This is a genomic window from Caballeronia sp. NK8, from assembly GCF_018408855.1.
Lineage (GTDB): Bacteria > Pseudomonadota > Gammaproteobacteria > Burkholderiales > Burkholderiaceae > Caballeronia.
Genome location: NZ_AP024322.1, coordinates 572,220 through 589,663, shown reverse-complemented (window position 1 = coordinate 589,663; position 17,444 = coordinate 572,220). Strand labels below are relative to the sequence as shown.

The window sequence follows — 17,444 nt, the reverse complement described above, 5'->3', positions numbered from 1 at the left end:
CCGCAGGATATGGTCAGACGAACCAAGGAAGAAGCGCAGGCGACGCGCAACCGGGTGCTCGACGCAGCCGAACGCGTCTTCTACGAGAAAGGCGTGTCACGCACGACGCTCGCGGACATCGCCCACGCTGCGGGTGTGACGCGCGGCGCGATTTACTGGCACTTCGCCAACAAGGGCGATCTGTTCAACGCGATGTTCGACCGCAGCCTGCTGCCGCTCGACGAGCTCATCGAAACGACCCTGGACGGCAAGGAAGAAGACCCGCTCGCGCGCCTGCGCGAGCTGTTCATCTGGTGCATGCGCAACATCACGACCGACGCGCAGCGGCGCCGCGTGTTCGACATCCTGTTCATGAAATGCGAGTTCGTCGAGGAGATGGGGCCGGTTCGCGAGCGTCATCAGAACAACATGCGCGACGGCATGGAGCGCATCGAGCGCGCGCTGCGCAATGCCGTCGAAAAAAAGCAGTTGCCCGCGACGCTCGACACGCGCCGCGCCACCACCATGCTGCACTGCCTCTTCACCGGCATCCTGCGCGACTCGCTGATGCTGCCCGATCTCGTCCATCCCGAGCGCGACGCCGAAGCGCTCATCGACGCGTGCTTCGACGCCGTGCGCTTCAGCCCCGCCCTGCTGTCACCGGCTGCCGGCTGACTTCGCGGCGCGCGCCCGCTGGTTCGACGCGTAAATGTTGTCGCGCGCGGGCGGCGCGCCGGTTTGCAGCGCGGCGATCCACTCATCGGTGCCGAGCACGGCGGCGAAGCGTGACTGCATCACGACCGTGAACACGCGGTGGATTTCCTCCGCACTCGCCCGGCCCGCGCTGTTTTCGTAGGGCACGGCGCCCGTCGCATCCACGAGAAACTCGACCGCGAGACCGGCATGCACCGCGTGTTTGACGGTGGAATCGTCGCAATTGTGGGTCATGTAGCCCGCGATCACGAGCGTGTCGATGTCGTGCTGCGTCAGCCAGTCCGCCAGATCGGTGCCCGCAAAGGCGCTCGGCAGCGATTTCTCGACGTAATGCGCGCGCGGCCGCGACGCCACGGTTTCGTGCAGTTCCGCCATCGCCGAACCGCGCGCGAAGATCGGCGCGCTGGCGGGCGCGAAATTCTGCACGACGACGACCGGCACGCCGTGCGCTTCGGCGGCGTCCATCGCGCGGCCGATATTGGCGAGCGACACGTTCACGTCGGGATATTCGATCGGCAGGTTGCCGGTGACATATTCGTTCTGCACGTCGATGACGATCAGGGCACGGCGCGGCATGTTCAACTCCTTCGTGGATGGTCGAAGCATTGTCGCCGCGTATGCGCGCCGATCAGAAGTGGCCCGATTGCCAACTTTCGGCGGAATCGGGCCAAAATACCCGCATTCATCGTTTCGCGGGAGTCGTTGCCATGCATCGCCATTCGATCGCCGTCGTCGCGTTCGACCGCATCAGCCCGTTTCATCTCGCGGTGCCGTGCATCGTGTTCGGCGAGGAGCGCGGCGGGATCGGCGTGCCGTCGTTCGACTTTCGCGTCTGCGCGCTCGAAGCGGACGCGCTCGCGACATCGGCGGGATTCACCATCGCCGCGCTGCATTCGCTCGACCCGCTCGCCAGCGCCGACGTGATCATCGTTCCCTCTTGGCGCGATCCCGACGAGACGCCGCCCGCCCCGCTGCTCGACGCCCTGCGCGCGGCGCACGCACGCGGCGCGCACATCGTCGGGCTGTGCCTCGGCTCGTACGTGCTCGCGGCCGCGGGCTTGCTCGACGGCCGCGCGGCCACCACACACTGGGCCTGGGCCGACGATTTCGCGCGCCGCTATCCGCGCGTGCGGCTCGATCCGAACGTGCTCTATATCGACGACGGCAACCTCACGACCTCCGCCGGCACCGCGGCGGGCCTCGACTGCTGCCTGCACGTGCTGCGCAAGCTGGCCGGCTCGCACGCGGCCAGTCAGGTCGCGCGGCGGCTCGTGGTGCCGCCGCATCGGCAGGGCTCGCAGGCGCAGTTCATCGATGAACCGCTGCCGGAGCGCGCGAACGGCGAAAAGCTCGCCGGACTGCTCGACTGGATGCGTGCGCATCTGCAAACGGATCATTCGCTCGATGAACTCGCCGCGCGCATGGCGATGAGCCGCCGCAACTTTACGCGGCGCTTTCGGGAAACGACGGGCACGACGGTCGGCGCGTGGCTGATCGGACAGCGCGTCGCGTTCGCGCAGCGTCTGCTCGAAGACACGGATCTGCCGATCGATCGCATCGCGGAAGACAGCGGCTTTCGCACCGGCGCGACGCTGCGCCAGCACTTCGCGCTGACGCTCAAGACTTCGCCGTCGGCTTATCGGCGCGCGTTTCGCGGCGTGTGACGCATCATTGCAGGCCGATGTGCTGCGCGAAGTACGCAAAGAGCGCGATGCACACGAGCATCGCGGCCCACGCCCAGACGGGCAGGCCGAGCGGATGCGGATCGTGGGAATGGTCGTGCTCGCGATGCGCGAAGCCATGCCCCGGCAGACGATGCCGCAGCACGCCGCTCGCGTGAGCATCGGCGGATGGACCGCGCAGCGCGCCCGAGCGGCGCGAGAACGCCGCCGACACCGAACCCGGCCGCAGGAACACATGACGCCGCGCGGCGTTGTCGCCGACCGCGCGCATCGACGGCAGGCCGTGCTTCGCGCGCACCACTTCGCAGAACTCGGCGAAGAAATCGTCGGCGCCTTCGCGCAGCGCGTTCTCGATCTGCCGCGACGGCAAGCCGGCGAGCGGGCCCGAGACCGTCGCCCAGACGGTGTATTCGATCCAGGTCGCAGCGGCGTCTTCGTCCGGATTCAGCGCGACCGCGATCTGCCCGCGCAGCGAGCCGACACCCTCGCCGCGCGCCTTGAAGCTCAGCGTGCGGGCGTACGCGGCATCGTCGGATTCGGTGGACTCGGTGGTCTCGCCTTCCGCATGCGCCGCCTGACGCGTGCGCCCGGCGGCGTGCGCGCGGATTTCGTAGCGCGCCCGCAGCGCGCCGAGCGGCACGATCAGCGTGAGGACATATTCGCCGCCCGGCGTGCGGCTGAAGGATTCGCAGTTGTCGAGGCTCGCGCGCAGCAGCGCGAGGTCGCCCAATGCCTCCCGGACATGCGCCGGGTCGAGCGGAACGCACAGTGCATCGGTGACTTCCATTCGAGCCTCCGGGACCAGGATCGCATGCGTTCGTTATGGCTCAGCGGGCGTGGCGCTGTCTGTTCGGACGCGCGCCTATGAAGTTTCGTCGATACGATCGACGCGCGAGCGGTGAAACGCGAGATAGCCCTTGATCCGCGCGGCGGCGTCGAGCGGCGTCTCGTAGCTCCACGCGGCGTTTTCGACCGGGCCGTCCTCGGTCAGCAGATGATAGTGCGTGGCCAGGCCCTTGTGCGGGCACTGCGTGGTGTGGATGGAGCGTTCCAGGCGCGCCATGTTCACGTCGGCGCGTGGAAAGTAGTGCACTTTTTCGGCGCCCGCTTCGACGACCGTGACGGACGCGTGGGTATCCGCATACGTGACGCCCTGATGGATCACGCGGCAGCGCCGTCCGTTCGGCGTGATCTCGATGCGATGCGCCGCTTCGTGCCCGTCTTTGAGTTCCGTGCCCATCCTGATGCGCCTCCCGCGTGCGAACCGACATCGAAAGAAAAAGCCACGAGGCATCGAGATACCCGTGGCTTGATTATGAGACAAACTTGGGATGCTGGGTGAGTGCTTTCGATGCCTCGGACGCTTCTCCCTTGGACGCGCGCGCTTACTGAATGTTCCAGTGGAAAGCCGCCTTGGCCTTGCCCGGACCCGCGACGCTCACCGCCTGTTTCTTTTCCTGATCCTTGTACTTCGCGTAGACCGTGTAGCTGCCCGGCGGCAGCTTGACGAGCATGTAAGGTCCCATCGACTCGGCGGAAAGCGCCTCGGCGCCCTTGCCGTCGACGATACGCACGTGCACGCCCGAGAGGTAGTCGGCGGTCGGCCCCGTGAAGCGCAGCGACAGCGGCCAGTGCGCCTGTTCGCGCAACAGCGCGCGCGATTCATCGAGGCCGACGCCGCCCGAGGTCCAGGAGACGTCGCCCTGCTGCTGGATCTGCGGCAGGCCGCCGCCGTTGGTGTTGCCGGCGCTCGACATATCGCCGGTCGTGGCGCCCGAGGCTTGCGCCCAGGCGCCGCCCGCCATGCCTGCACCCAGCGCCGCAACGAGAACTGCGGTCGCCAGCTTGCCCGTGGTTCTGCTCGTCATGTTTCTGCTCCTTTGTCCGATGCCGCCCGGCCAGAAAGCGCCGGCGGCGTCACGCCCGATGCGTCGGCTTCACGCGATGGGGCACCAGCGAACCGTGGAGCATGGTTCGTGCCCGCATCGCGCAGGGCCGGTGCACGCACGTCAGCCGAGATCGACCGGCACGAAGATCTGGGCGTCGTCGCGCTGGATCAGCAACGCGATGCTGTCGCCGGCGCGCTGGACCATCGACTTCAACTGTTGCACCGACGTCACCGGCTGGCCGTTCACCGCGAGAATCACGTCGCCCGGCTGGATGCCCGCGCTCGCCGCCGCGCCGTTCGACTGCTGCACGAGCAGGCCGCGCGAGAGCGAATCGTTCTGCTTCTCTTCCGGCGAGAGCGGACGCACCGCGACGCCGAGGCGCGCGTCCTGCGCCGATGCGTTGTCGTCGCCATTCGGATTTGCGCTCGCGGTCTTCGCGTCCTTCAGCGCGCCGATGGTCACGCTGAGATCCTTCGAACTCTTGTCGCGCCACACCGTCACCTTCGCCGAACTGCCCGGCGACAGACCCGCTACCTGCGACGGCAGCGAGGTCGAATCCGTCACCGGCGCGCCGTTCAGCGCCGTGATGACGTCGCCCGGCTGCAGGCCCGCCTTCGCGGCGGGACCGCCCGGCTCGACCGAACTCACGAGCGCGCCCTGCGGCGACTTCATGCCGAACGAGTTGGCGAGCGTCTGGTTCATGCCCTGCACCGCCACGCCGAGACGGCCGCGATCCACGTGACCCGTCTTGATGATGGCGTCCTTGACCTTGATCGCCTCATTGATCGGGATAGCGAACGAAAGGCCCTGGAAGCCGCCCGTCTGCGAATAGATCATCGAGTTGATGCCGATCACTTCGCCTTGCAGATTGAAGAGCGGGCCGCCCGAGTTGCCCGGATTCACCGGCACGTCGGTCTGGATGAACGGCGTGTAGTTTTCGTTCGGCAGCGCGCGCGACTTCGCGCTGATGATGCCCGAGGTCACGGTATTGTCGAAACCGTACGGCGAGCCGATCGCGACGACCCATTGGCCGACCTTGCTGCCGTTCGGGTCGCCGATCTTCACGGTCGGCAGGTTCTTCGCGTCGATCTTGAGCACGGCGACGTCCGACTGCTTGTCCGCGCCGATGACCTTGGCGCGATATTCACGCTTGTCCGTGAGCTTCACGGTGACGACATTGGCGTTGTCCACGACGTGCGCGTTCGTGAGCACATAGCCATCGCTGCTCACGATGAAGCCCGAACCGAGGCCTTCGCTCGGCCGGTCGGCACCCGGGCCGCCATTGCCGCCGCCGAAGCCGGGCATGCCGCCGAAGCGCTTGAAGAACTGATAGAGGGGATCGTCGGGGTCCATCGGCACCTGGGTCGCGCCGCGGCGATTCGACGTCTCCTTGACGACGTGCTTCGCGCTGATGTTCACCACGGCAGGACCGTAGGTTTCGACGAGGCCAGAGAAATCGGGAATGCCGGTTTTTGCCGCGGCTTCGGCGGGCATCAGCGCCGCTGCAGCCGCAGGCGCGATGACCTGCGGTGCCGGGACGTTGTTGTGCCCGGCCACGTAGCCCGCCGACAAGGCAACTGCAACAGCCACTGCGACGGCGCTGCGGGTGAGGATCTTCGCTTTCATCGTGTGCTCCTGACGAGGGGATGCGCTCTTGAGGAGCGCGCTTTATCGATGAAAGGACTTTACGGGGCGCCGCTTAAAGCTCACTTAAATGGTCGCACCCATGAAAGAGAGCGGCTATCCAGGATGGACAGTCGCCCTTCTTGCTGCTTGCATTTTTTCTGGCGGCCTGACCGCACCGCCAGATTCGTCTCGCTCACAAAGCCACGTACCTAGAACTCGTAGCCGACCTGAGCGCGCGCGCCGGTGTCACCGCTCGGGGTGATCGACGCCGCGCCGTTCACGAGCCAACGACTGTCACGCGAGCGATATGTCGCGCCGAGGCCGACTGCCGTGTAACCCTTGTAGTTGCCCACGCCTGCTGCAACCACGGTGTTGCCCGGCTGGCTCGGCGTCATGTTCGGCATGGACATGGCGGCGGCGACACCCGCAAACGCGCCGCGCGCCACCGAATTCACGCTGCTCTGAACCGCGTTCAACTGGTTCATGTTGGCGGCGTCGGTGCCGTTGATGCCAGGCGCCACGTTCGTCAGGCGGCGCTCGTTGCCAGCGGAGCCGATCGAAACGGTATGGTTTTCCTCAGCCACTGAACTGTCGCCAAGCGCAACCGAGTTGGCACCCGATGCAACCGCGCCATTCCCGATTGCGGTCGAACGATCGCCGGACGCGAGGGGCGGCGCGTCGTGAGCTTGCGACGCCATCAGTTCGTTGCCGGTGCTCTGAATGTTTACGACCCGCTGCTTGAGCGACGAGACTTCGAGATCTGTCGCATACAGCTGCGAGCCGTTCACAGCATCAGTACTGTCCGCGCTCAACGTACCGGCCGCCACGCCCGCCACCTTACGCGCCCCTTGCGTACCTGTCATGTCGACCACCGTTTCGTCTGCGTTCTTCGCGACGGCGACCGTACGCGTCGTCTGATCTTGCTGCACCAGACCGATCGAGCCACTGTTGATCTGATTGTTGATGTCAGCAATATCCGATGCGTTCTTCTGAATCTGCGTCGAGTGATTGGCGATGTCAGTGGTCAGGTTCGTGATATCGGCCGTGTTCTGCGCGACATTCGAACTGAGATTCGAGATTTCATTCGTGTTTTGCGTGACACGGGTATCGAGGCTGGAAACCGCGTCACCAACGTTGTTCACGATCCGACCATTTACACGATAGGTGGGCTCGGTGATGGACCCATCGCTGTTCACCGTCGAGCCGCCGCCGAGCGCGGAAGCCGTCGAACTGGAAAGCGCATGCAGTTGTGAGCCGTTGACCGCTTGCCGACTCGTGCTCGTCACCGCACCGTTGGCCACGCCGTCCAGGACGCGCGCACCCGCGAGACCGGCAAAGTTGACGAAGCTGCCGTCAGTGTTTGCTCCCACGTTGATACTGTGCGAAACCGAATCTTGCTGCACCAGACCGATTCCGCCGATATTGACCTGCTGCCTCAGATTGGTGATGTCGCTCGAATTCCGCGTCGTGCGGCCGTCGATGTTCGAAATCGCGTCGCCGACGTTGTTCACCGCCGAGGTCGAGCCGTCCGCGTTGTGAATGACGTACGTCGGCGCCGTGATTGAGCCGTCCGGGTTCACCGCCGAGCCACCTCCCATCGCAAATGCCGTAGCGTCAGCCAGCGCGTACAGCTGCGAGCCATTCACTGCCTGCTTGCTCGCCGGCTTCACCACGCCGTTGGCGACGCCGTCCACGACGCGTGCGCCAGCCGTGCCTGTGAAGTCCACCGTCGCGCCATCGGTGTTCTTCGCCACGGTGATGTTCTTCGTCGTCTGATCTTGCTGAACCAGACCGATCGTGCCGTTGTTGATCTGGTTTGTGATGTCGTCGATCAGCGTGGTGTTGCCTGCCACCGACATGCTGAGGGCGCCCAGAGCGGCATCGACCTTGCTGAAGCCCGCGCCGACATCCGTCGCCGCACCGCTCGTATTAGCGATCTGATTCGCCTTCGTGAGCGCGTAAGAAGGCGCTGCAACGTTACCGGTCGAGCCATTGAAGGTGGTGCCAAGCGCTGCGGCAGTGGAAGTGCCAGTCGTGTATAGCTGAGATCCGTTGATTCCGTCCAGGCTCGTTGAAGAAAGGCTGCCTGGCGCGAGACCGGTCATGGCTACATTGGAACCCGAGGCAGTCAAGGTGAGAAGGTTACTCGTCAACGACCCCGCATTGTCGAGGTAAAACGTCGCCTGGCCGGAAGTAAGCGCCAAGGCGGCACGGCCGGCGGGACTTCCACTATCCAGAACGGCATAGGGGCCGCTCAGACCAGTCACCCAGCTCGAGCAGCCGACGACGATCGAACCAGCCGATGATAAGTTATGCGTACCGCCTGCATCACTTAGGCACACTATGCTCGCGGAAGCCGGCGCCGAAGCCATGAGAAGCATGCCAGAGGCCACGCCGGTGAGTGTTCCACTTGCCAGAAAGGTACGGGACCGCTCGGATTTCGAACTCGATTTCCCGCTCGATTTTTTTGTTGCCGCAAACCATGATCCCGCGGCTTCATTCCAATTACTACATAAAGTCTCATTCATTTTATAGTCCTAACTTTTTTATAAAGATCGGCGGATGCGAAGAGCCAATACTTTTTTGAGGGCTTTTTCTTGCGCTACTAACCTATCGCCTTCTGCCTCTTTGACTTCAAGCGACAAAAGAGAATTTCTATCAAACAATTGAAATAGCTAATCGGAATACTCCGAATTGAGACGTGGTGCGCAGTTTTTTGCAACGACTGGCGAGCGGATATTTTCTGATGGCCCATCGAAAATTTCGACTACGACGTCAATGCAACGCGCAGTCGTTGATCTGCCATCCTAAGGGTGTGAATGACGATCGTGTCGGCAGCGATTACGCAGACGAGTCCGCACGGGACGACATCGGCTTTGCTGATGCGACCAGTCTTGCAGACGCTGTCAAAATCGAACCTTGACTCTCAGGCCACCGGCCTGCGATTCGCCGAGCGTCACCGCCGCGCCATGCTGGTCCGCGATACGCCGAACGATCGCGAGCCCGAGGCCGGTGCCCGCGATATCGCTGCGCGCACGATCCGCGCTCTCTCCCACGCGATAGAACCGGTCGAACACTCTTTCTCGTTCTTCTTGAGGTATGCCCGGACCGGTATCGGAGATCTCGACGAGCGCTCGCCCGTCTTTCACTTTCACGCCGACGTCGACGCGGCCGCCGCGCGGCGTGTACTTCGTCGCGTTGTCGATGAGATTGTTGAACATTACGCGCAGCGAATCCGGATCGCCCTTGACGGTCGCGGGCTCGCTCGTCTCGATGCCGAGATCGACGCCCCGTTCCTGCGCGACGAGCACATAGCCGCGCACACAGCTTTCGAGCAGCGCATTGAGATCGACCTGCGTCTCGACCTTCTTGCCGTCCGGCTCCGATCGCGCAAGCGCGAGCAATTGTTCCGCGAGGCGCGTCGCGCGCGCGATGCCTTCGTGCAAGTCCTTGAGCGCTTCGCGGCGCGTGTCGTCGTCCTGCGCGCGCGCGACGAGTTGCGCCTGAATCTGCACGGCGGCGAGCGGCGTGCGCAGTTCGTGCGCGGCATCGGCGACGAAGGCCTTTTGCGTATCGAGCGCGGTAGACAGCCGCGACAGCAGCGCATTCAACGCGCGCACGACCGGCCGCACTTCCTGCGGCAGACGTTGATCGGAGAGGGGATCGAGCGCTTCGGGATGACGCGTATCGAGCGCGCGCGTCACGCGCTGCAAGGGCGCGAGCCCGCGTCCGACGATCACCCAGATCGCCAGCCCGAGCAGCGGCAGGAGCAGCACGAGCGGCCACAGCGTGCGCCACGCGACGCCCGCCGCGACGCGATTGCGGATCGACAGCGGCTGCGCGAGCTGCACGACGTTATCGCCGACGATCGCGCTATACACGCGCCATTCGCCGCGCGGCGTCATTTCGGTGGAGAAGCCGAGCTCCGCATGCGGCGCGAGCGGCACGCGCGGATGCGAGTAGTACATCAGTACGCCGTTGCGATTCCAGATCTGGATGACGACGCCTTCGTCGCTCTCGCTGCGCGAGCTGAGCACCGACGAGAACGGCTCCGACGGCAACGCCGCCGCGATCTGCTGAAGCTGGTAATCGAAGAGTTCGTTGGCTTCGGCGAGCGCCTGCCGATAGATCAGCCACCCGGCAAACCCCACGCCGACGATCACGAGCGCGAGCAGCCAGATCACCAATTGCCGGCGAATCGACCGCATCAGGCGTCCTTCGCGACCATATAGCCGAGGCCACGCACGTTGCGGATGAGATCGGCGCCGAGCTTCTTGCGCAGCGAATGGATGTACACCTCGACCGTATTGCTGCCGATTTCCTCGCCCCAGCCGTAGATCTTTTCTTCGAGCTGGCTTTTCGACAATACCGCGCCGGGCCGCGCCATCAGCGCTTCGAGCAACGCGAACTCGCGCGCCGACAGCGACACGGGCGCACCCGCGAGCGTCACCTGATGCCCGACCGGATCGAGCGTCAGTTCGCCGTGCCGCACGAGCGACTCGCCGCGCCCCACGTGACGGCGGATCAGCGCGCGCATGCGCGCGCCGAGTTCGTCGAGATCGAATGGCTTGACGAGATAATCGTCCGCGCCGGCATCGAGCCCTTTCACGCGATCCGCGATGGCGTCGCGCGCCGTGACGATCAGCACCGGCAGCGAGTTGGCGCGCGCGCGCAGCGTCTTCAGCACGTCGAGCCCGTCGCGCTTGGGCAGGCCGAGATCGAGCAGCATCAGATCGTAAGGCTCGCCGCCGACCGCAGTGAGCGCGGCCTCGCCGTCCTGCACCCAGTCGACTGCGAAGCCGTCCGCGCGCAGCGCCTTGCGCACGCCTTCGGCGATCATCCGGTCATCTTCGACAAGCAGGATTCGCATGGCACATGTCTGTTCGTGGTTACGTGGAGCGGCCTTCGGGCCGCGACGGGTTGCGGCTCATTGTAGCCGCGCGTGCCCGCCACAGGCTTAAACGGGACTTAACCGCGAGGCGCGTTCATTTTCAGAGGACAACGACGGGTCGCGGGCATTTCCGGTCGGGTCGCTTCGAGGCAATTTTCGGCCCGTACGATTTCCGCAAGCCAGCTTGTCTACAATAGCCGCTTCCCGCGCGGCGCCGCCCGCATCCAGTCCAAGAACAACGCTCGTCCATGCCGCTCGCTTCCCGCCCCGTGTCCCGCCGTCTTTCTTCGATCGCGCTCGCCGCAGCCCTCGCGTGCGCCGCGCTCGGGCATATCCCCGACGCCAACGCCCGCGGCGGCACGAAAGCCGAATCGCAGGCGCAGTCGCCGGAGCGCGCGGCAAAAGGCGGTGCGAAATCGAAGCGCGCGGCCAAGGGCGCAAAGGCCGAGCACGCCGCGAAAGCGAGCGTCCCCGCCGGCCCGCTGCCCCCTTCGGTGATGGCGGCGCTCGCGCGCGCGCACGTCCCGCTCGCGTCGATGAGCGTGGTCGTGCAGCGCGTCGGCGGGCCGCTGCCGCTCGTCTCGGTCAACGCGAACGAGCCGATGCTGCCCGCCTCGACGATGAAGCTCGTCACGACCTACGCGGGCCTCTCGATGCTCGGCCCCGACTATCGCTGGAAGACGACCGCGTATGCCGACGGCGAGGTGGACGCGCAAGGCATCCTGCACGGCAATCTGTACATTCAGGGCACGGGCGATCCGAAGCTCGTGCCGGAAGAGCTGATCGATCTCGTCGAGCAGATCCGCAAGAACGGCATCACGGGCATCGACGGCGCGCTCGTGCTCGACAAGCGCTACTTCGACGCCTCCACGCGCGATCTGCCCGCCTTCGACAACGACGACACCGCGCCCTATAACGTCGGCCCGGACCCGCTGCTCTACGCGTTCAAGTCGCTGTCCTTCACGTTGACGCCGAGTCCTGACGGACAAGTGTCCATCGACGTATTGCCGCAACTCGCGCAACTGCAGATCGACAACGAATTGCGCGTCACGCGCGGCGCATGCACCGGCTCGCTGCAGGCGGCGTCGCCGAGCGTGGCGCAGACGCAGGGCGGCTTCGTGCAGGCGTCGTTCGTCGGCGACTATCCGCTGCGCTGCGGCTCGCGCACGGTCAATGTCGCCGCGCTCGATCATTCGACTTTCTTCGCCGGCGGCTTCCTCGCGCTGTGGAAACAGGCGGGCGGCGCGTTCCAGGGCGCCACGCGCGAAGGCCCGACGCCGTCCAATGCACGGCTCGTCGGCACGCATCGCAGCCCGGTGCTGTCGGACGTCGTGCGCGACATCAACAAGTTCAGCAACAACGTGATGGCGCGCAACCTGTTCCTCACGATCGGCGCGGCGCAATCGAAGCCGCCCGCGACCACGGCGAAATCCTCCGCCGCGATCCAGGCGTTCCTGAAGCGCAGCGCCCTGCCGATGAACGGCCTCACGCTCGACAACGGTTCCGGCCTTTCGCGCGACGAGCACATCAGCGCGACCTCGCTCGCCGATCTGCTGATGGCGGCGAACGCGAGCCCGGTCGCGCAGGTGTTCGTCGAATCGCTGCCGATCGCGGGCGTCGACGGCACGATGCGCAACCGCCTCACCAACGCGGGCGCGCTCGGCAACGCGCACATCAAGACCGGCACGCTGCGCGACGTGCGCGCGATCGCGGGCTATGTCGGCGCGGCCAACGGCGAGAGCTACGTGGTCGTGAGCTTCATCAACGATCCGCGCGCCGAGGCCGCGCGCGGCGCGCACGATGCGCTGCTCGAATGGGTCTACGAAGGCGCGCGCAAGCCGGGCACGGCCGACTGACCGACGCATGAAGTCGCGCTCGCAGGCACACGGCGCGGCCGCGACCGAAGATTTCTTCTACGAAGTGACGCCCGGGAAGCCGCGCGCGGCGTGTACGCTGTCGGGCACGGCGTTCGGCCGGAAGCATCGCGTGTCGGGACGGGCACGCCGCATCGCTTAAACTCGCAGGTACGCGGCGTGAGACCGCAAGACGGTCAGCGCCGCAATCGAACTAGAAAACACCCAAGAGGGAGACGAGCTCCATGAACAAGCAACGCTCGACGCGCGCCGCACTGGTGCGCTTTGCTCAAGTCGCGACCGCCAGCGCGGCCTTTGCCCTGCTCGCCGCGTGCGGCGGCGGCGGTGACGACAACAACAATTCCACGCCGCCGGGCGGCGTCAAGCTGCAGGTGGTGTCCTTCGGCGACAGCCTGTCCGATGTCGGCACGTATGCGCCGGTCGCGGCGGCGAACTTCGGCGGCGGCCGCTTCACGACGAATCCGGGCCAGGTCTGGGTGCAGAACGTCGCGCAGTATTACGGCGATACGCTGGCGCCCGCGATGACCGGCGGCTTCGGCGTGCCGCCCACTCCGCAAGGCGGTCTCGGCTACGCGCAGGGCGGCTCGCGCGTGACCAATCCGATCGGCATCGGCCATGCGACCACCGATCCCGCCAACTACACGCAGGCGCTGACGGTTCCGGTCGTCACGCAGGTGTCGAATTATCTGTCCGCGCACGGCAGTTTCAATGCGAATCAGCTCGTCATCATCAACGGCGGCGCGAACGATATCCTGTTCAACCTCACCGCGGTCCAGAGCGGCCAGATGACGCCTGCCACGGCCACTGCCGCGATCGGCCAGGCGGCGATCGATCTGGCGGGCGTGATCGGCAAGGTCGTTCAGAGCGGCGCGACGCATGTGCTGGTGTCGAACGTGCCCGATATCGGCACGACGCCGCAGGGCATGATGAGCAACGCCCAGACGCGCGCGCTGCTCTCGCAAGCGTCGCTCGGGTTCAACCAGGCGCTTGCGGCTGCGCTGACGAAAAGCGGGCTGATGTCGAAGGTCATTTACCTCGACATCGTTCCGACGCTCGCCAATATCACGGCGAATTTCGCGCAGTTCGGCTTCACGGTGTCGAATACGGGCACGGGATGCAATCTGCAGGCGATGGCCGCGGCGGCGCAGAAGTTCGGCGAACCGAATCCGCAGGCTTTCGCGACCTCGCTGTTCTGCTCGCCGCAGACGTTGACGGTTGCAGGCGCGGATCAGACGTACATGTACGCCGATACCGTGCACCCGACGACGCATCTGCATGCGCTCTATGCGCAGACGGCGGAGCAGACGATTGCGAAATCGGGGTTGGGGAAGTAAGGGGCGACTGGCGGTTTGACGAGAGAAGCCGCCCGGCTGCGGATCAGCCGGGCGGCAATCATCAACGCTTCAGGTCGCGGTAGAAGTTCTCGTGCGAGCCGATGCTCAGAAGCACAATGGTCGACGCCGAGAACTCGTAGGAGAGCAAGGTTTCCTGCTTGTTCAGCTTGAACTTGTGAACAAAGACACCCGCGAGATCGCCCTTCTTCGCGACGCCCACATCAGGCGCTGCGAGAATCTCACGCACTGCTTCGTCGAGAACCTTTCTGTCGCGTGCATGCAGTTTCTTGGCCGCCCTCTCGAAGGTCGGCGTAGCGACGACTTTCATCGACGTCACGAAGCAAACTGATAGTCCGAAACTTGACCTGCTTTGGCCTCCTCGACTGCGAGAAGCGTGTCCTTGATGAACTGAACGGGAAGTTCCGGGTTTTCTTCGACGGCCTTTCCAAGCCGTGCCCAGTGTTCGATCTGCTTCGGCACAGAGCGATGCATTGCCGCCGCGTGCGGTTTCGCGATTTCGACGAGTTCGTCGGAGAGTTTGAGTGCTACGGCCATGTCGGGTCTCCCGGTTGCATAAGTGGTTTATTGTGCGACCAAAAGCAACCTTTTGCAACCGAACACATCCTCACTCCTCCGCCTCAAACGCCGCCGCAGCCCTCCCCAGCCGATCATTCACCGCGATCCACTCCACCGTCGCCGGCAACCGCTCGATCAGAATCCGCTCGACATTCGCCCGATCCAGCGCGCGCAACAAACCATACAAATCACGCGCATAACTCTGCGGATCTTCCGGCGCGGCCACGAAATGCACGTTCGCCGCGTGCGCCCACTCGCCCGCCCGCGATGCCCGCGCGACCAGCGCGATCTTCTTCCCGCTCGCCCGATCCTGCGCGGCGATCAGCGGTTCGATCGTTTCGAACGGCAGCAGCGCGAGCGGCGTGCGCGGCGCGTAATGCGCCTTCAAGGTCCCTGACGCGCGTGGCGCCGTCGCGTCCGATCCATCCGGCAAACGCGGCGCAATCCCGATCACGTCCGCGATCTGCTGCGGACTCACATGCCCCGGCCGCAACAACGCGGGAAAACCGCGCGACAGATCCAGAATCGTCGATTCGATGCCGACATCCGCCGCCCCGCCATCGAGCACATGCACCGCGCTGCCGAACTCATCGCGCACGTGCTGCGCGGTCGTCGGGCTGACATGGCCGAACCGGTTGGCCGAAGGCCCCGCCACGCCGCCCTGCTTGCCGCTACCCAGACGAAGCGCATGAAACGCCGACAGCAACTGCTGCGCGACCGGATGCGACGGGCAGCGTACGCCCACCGAATCCTGTCCGCCGCTCACCGCCGCCGGAATATGCGCCGCGCGCTTGAGGATCAGCGTCAAAGGCCCGGGCCAGAACGCATCGATGAGCTTGTGCGCATCGGCAGGCAGCTCGCGCACCCAGTAGCCCGGATCGGCCTCGGGCGCGAGATGCACGATCACCGGATGATTCGCCGGCCGGCCCTTCGCCGCGTAGATGCGTGCGATGGCGTCCGGACTCTCGGCGTCGCCGCCGAGTCCGTAGACCGTTTCGGTCGGAAACGCGACGAGTTCGCCGGCATCGAGCAAGGCGGCGGCTTCGTCGATCTGCGCGACGCTCGGATAGATGATGGTCATTGCTTCTACGGCAAAAAACTCAGTCGAGCGGGATATGCAGCATGCGCGCGCAGTCGCGCGCCGCCGTGCGCGCTTCTTCGAGCGTCGCCGCCGTGAAGTTGATGTGGCCCATCTTGCGGCCCCGGCGCGCCTCTTCCTTGCCGTACAGGTGCAGCCGCGCCGATGGCATCGCGGCGACTTCCGTCCAGGCGGGCGCGCGCGCCTTGTTGCCATCGAACCAGATATCGCCGAGCAGGTTCAGCATCGCGGCGGGCGAATGCTGGCGCGTGTCGCCGAGCGGCATGCCGGTCATCGCGCGGACCTGTTGCTCGAACTGGCTCGTCGCGCAGGCATCCACCGTGTAGTGGCCGGAATTGTGCGGACGCGGCGCCATTTCATTGGCGATGAGCGTGCCGTCTTCCAGCACGAAGAATTCGACGCACAGCACGCCGACATAACCGAGCTTCGCCGCGATGGTGAGCGCGGCGTCCTGCGCCTGCGCGACCAGCGCGTCCGATGCGTCCGGCGCGGGCACGACCGTCTTCGCCAGAATGCCGTTCACGTGTACGTTCTGCGCGAGCGGGAACACGGCGGACTTGCCGTCGCCGCCGCGCGCGATCAGCACGGAGACTTCGTACTTGAGCGGCATGCGCTTTTCCAGCACGCACGGCACACCCGCGAGCGACGCATACGCGTTGCGCACGTCCGCGACATTGCGCACGCTCAACTGCCCCTTGCCGTCGTAGCCGAGGCGCGCGGTCTTGAGAATGCCCGGCAGCACGGCCGCGATCTTCTCATCGGGGAGCGCGGCGAGCGCCTGCGCCGATTCGATCACGACATGCGGCGCGACCGGCACGCCTGATGCCGCGATGAAGCGCTTTTCCGCGACGCGGTCCTGCGCGATCGCCACGCAGGCCGCAGCCGGACTGACGAACGTGCACGACGCGAGAAATTCGAGACTCGCAGCCGGCACGTTCTCGAACTCAGTCGATATCGCCGCGCACAAGCGGCCGAGTTCGGTGAGCGCGTTTTTATCGTCGTAGGCGGCGCGGATATGGCGATCCGCGACCGCGCCCGCGGGGCTCGTCTCGTCCGGATCGAGGACGGCGACGCGATAGCCCATCGATTGCGCGGCGAAGCAGAACATGCGGCCAAGCTGGCCGCCGCCGACCATGCCGAGCCACGCGCCCGGCAGGATGGGAGAAATCGGGGAGTTGTGTGGGTTCATCGTGGGGCTTGGGTGGCTGGCTGTGGGCATCGGCGATGGAGCGACGCGCGGTCCGCGCGCCGGGCCATCAGAGCGGCGGCAGCGCCATGTCCCGCGCCGCCTGATTCTGCTTCACGCGAAACGCGGCGAGCGCCTCCGCGTAACGGGCGTCCGTCACGCTCAGCAGCGACACCGCGAACAGCGCCGCGTTCGCCGCGCCCGCCTCGCCGATGGCGAAGGTCGCGACCGGCACGCCCTTGGGCATCTGCACGATCGAATGCAGCGAATCGACGCCCTTCAGATACTTGCTCGCCACCGGCACGCCGAGCACCGGCACCGTGGTCTTCGCGGCGAGCATGCCCGGCAGATGCGCCGCGCCGCCCGCGCCCGCGATGATCGCGCGCACGCCGCGCTCACGCGCGCTTTCGGCGTAGGCGAACATCTCGTCCGGCATGCGATGCGCCGAGACGACTTTCGCCTCGTACGGCACGCCGAATTCCTGAAGAATCGCGACCGCGTTCTTCATCACGTCCCAGTCGGAGCTGGAACCCATCAACACGCCGACGAGCGGCGTTTCATGCGTGTGCGCTGCCTTGGTCATCGAACTGCTTT

At 65.5% G+C, this 17,444-nt stretch carries 18 protein-coding genes; 5 read left to right on the top strand and 13 right to left on the bottom strand.

The annotated features are described in order from the left end of the window. Positions 1-9 precede the first annotated feature (9 nt). Positions 10-654 carry a TetR family transcriptional regulator gene (locus NK8_RS02785; protein WP_162064983.1) on the top strand — a complete coding sequence of 215 codons (645 nt, stop codon included), beginning with the start codon at positions 10-12 and terminating at the stop codon, positions 652-654. On the opposite strand, the gene NK8_RS02780 is transcribed toward NK8_RS02785, so the two are convergent. Next, positions 637-1,269, bottom strand: coding sequence for a cysteine hydrolase family protein (locus tag NK8_RS02780; RefSeq protein ID WP_213227294.1), 633 nt, complete (start codon positions 1,267-1,269; stop codon positions 637-639). The genes NK8_RS02785 and NK8_RS02780 overlap by 18 nt on opposite strands. Positions 1,270-1,400: 131 nt before the next feature. Between NK8_RS02780 and NK8_RS02775 the strand changes: the two genes are divergently transcribed. Beyond that, positions 1,401-2,357 (top strand): helix-turn-helix domain-containing protein, encoded by a 957-nt coding sequence (locus NK8_RS02775; RefSeq protein WP_213227292.1) that lies wholly within the window; start codon positions 1,401-1,403, stop codon positions 2,355-2,357. A gap of 4 nt (positions 2,358-2,361) precedes the next feature. On the opposite strand, the gene NK8_RS02770 is transcribed toward NK8_RS02775, so the two are convergent. From NK8_RS02770 to NK8_RS02740, 7 genes are all read right to left on the bottom strand, one after another. Next, a complete protein-coding gene (locus tag NK8_RS02770) occupies positions 2,362-3,162 on the bottom strand; it encodes a CoxG family protein (protein WP_213227290.1) in 801 nt (266 codons plus the stop codon). 75 nt (positions 3,163-3,237) lie between these two features. Further along, on the bottom strand, positions 3,238-3,615 hold the full coding sequence (locus NK8_RS02765) for a DUF427 domain-containing protein (protein ID WP_213227287.1): 378 nt from the start codon (positions 3,613-3,615) through the stop codon (positions 3,238-3,240). 145 nt (positions 3,616-3,760) lie between these two features. Continuing rightward, positions 3,761-4,243 (bottom strand): carboxypeptidase regulatory-like domain-containing protein, encoded by a 483-nt coding sequence (locus NK8_RS02760; protein WP_213227285.1) that lies wholly within the window; start codon positions 4,241-4,243, stop codon positions 3,761-3,763. A gap of 141 nt (positions 4,244-4,384) precedes the next feature. After that, a complete protein-coding gene (locus NK8_RS02755; RefSeq protein ID WP_162064977.1) occupies positions 4,385-5,890 on the bottom strand; it encodes a DegQ family serine endoprotease in 1,506 nt (501 codons plus the stop codon). Positions 5,891-6,099: 209 nt separating this feature from the next. Continuing rightward, a complete protein-coding gene (locus NK8_RS02750; RefSeq protein WP_213227283.1) occupies positions 6,100-8,418 on the bottom strand; it encodes a YadA-like family protein in 2,319 nt (772 codons plus the stop codon). A gap of 378 nt (positions 8,419-8,796) precedes the next feature. Then, complete coding sequence (locus NK8_RS02745) at positions 8,797-10,098, bottom strand: ATP-binding protein (protein WP_213227281.1); 1,302 nt, start codon at positions 10,096-10,098, stop codon at positions 8,797-8,799. Next, entirely contained in the window at positions 10,098-10,760 is a 663-nt protein-coding gene (locus tag NK8_RS02740) for a response regulator (protein WP_061172913.1), read from the bottom strand. The genes NK8_RS02745 and NK8_RS02740 overlap by 1 nt, the downstream gene beginning before the upstream one ends. A 269-nt stretch (positions 10,761-11,029) precedes the next feature. Here NK8_RS02740 and dacB point away from each other — a divergent pair, with 269 nt between their 5' ends. From dacB to NK8_RS02725, 3 genes are all read left to right on the top strand, one after another. Further along, positions 11,030-12,637: a D-alanyl-D-alanine carboxypeptidase/D-alanyl-D-alanine-endopeptidase gene (gene dacB / locus NK8_RS02735; protein WP_213227279.1), complete on the top strand. Its 1,608-nt coding sequence runs from the start codon at positions 11,030-11,032 to the stop codon at positions 12,635-12,637. A gap of 7 nt (positions 12,638-12,644) precedes the next feature. Further along, on the top strand, positions 12,645-12,797 hold the full coding sequence (locus NK8_RS02730; protein ID WP_213227277.1) for a hypothetical protein: 153 nt from the start codon (positions 12,645-12,647) through the stop codon (positions 12,795-12,797). Between the two features lie 82 nt (positions 12,798-12,879). Then, complete coding sequence (locus NK8_RS02725) at positions 12,880-13,989, top strand: SGNH/GDSL hydrolase family protein (protein WP_162064972.1); 1,110 nt, start codon at positions 12,880-12,882, stop codon at positions 13,987-13,989. A gap of 61 nt (positions 13,990-14,050) precedes the next feature. Here NK8_RS02725 and NK8_RS02720 read toward each other — a convergent pair whose 3' ends face one another. The 5 genes from NK8_RS02720 to purE form a co-directional block, all read right to left on the bottom strand. Continuing rightward, positions 14,051-14,317 (bottom strand): type II toxin-antitoxin system RelE/ParE family toxin, encoded by a 267-nt coding sequence (locus NK8_RS02720; RefSeq protein WP_213227275.1) that lies wholly within the window; start codon positions 14,315-14,317, stop codon positions 14,051-14,053. Positions 14,318-14,322: 5 nt separating this feature from the next. Next, positions 14,323-14,544: a hypothetical protein gene (locus tag NK8_RS02715; protein ID WP_061172910.1), complete on the bottom strand. Its 222-nt coding sequence runs from the start codon at positions 14,542-14,544 to the stop codon at positions 14,323-14,325. A gap of 70 nt (positions 14,545-14,614) precedes the next feature. After that, a complete protein-coding gene (locus NK8_RS02710) occupies positions 14,615-15,646 on the bottom strand; it encodes an L-threonylcarbamoyladenylate synthase (RefSeq protein WP_213227273.1) in 1,032 nt (343 codons plus the stop codon). Positions 15,647-15,665: 19 nt separating this feature from the next. Next, on the bottom strand, positions 15,666-16,853 hold the full coding sequence (locus NK8_RS02705; protein ID WP_213227271.1) for a 5-(carboxyamino)imidazole ribonucleotide synthase: 1,188 nt from the start codon (positions 16,851-16,853) through the stop codon (positions 15,666-15,668). A 67-nt stretch (positions 16,854-16,920) separates the two neighbouring features. Then, a complete protein-coding gene (gene purE / locus NK8_RS02700; RefSeq protein WP_162064968.1) occupies positions 16,921-17,433 on the bottom strand; it encodes a 5-(carboxyamino)imidazole ribonucleotide mutase in 513 nt (170 codons plus the stop codon). Between the last annotated feature and the right edge of the window lie 11 nt (positions 17,434-17,444).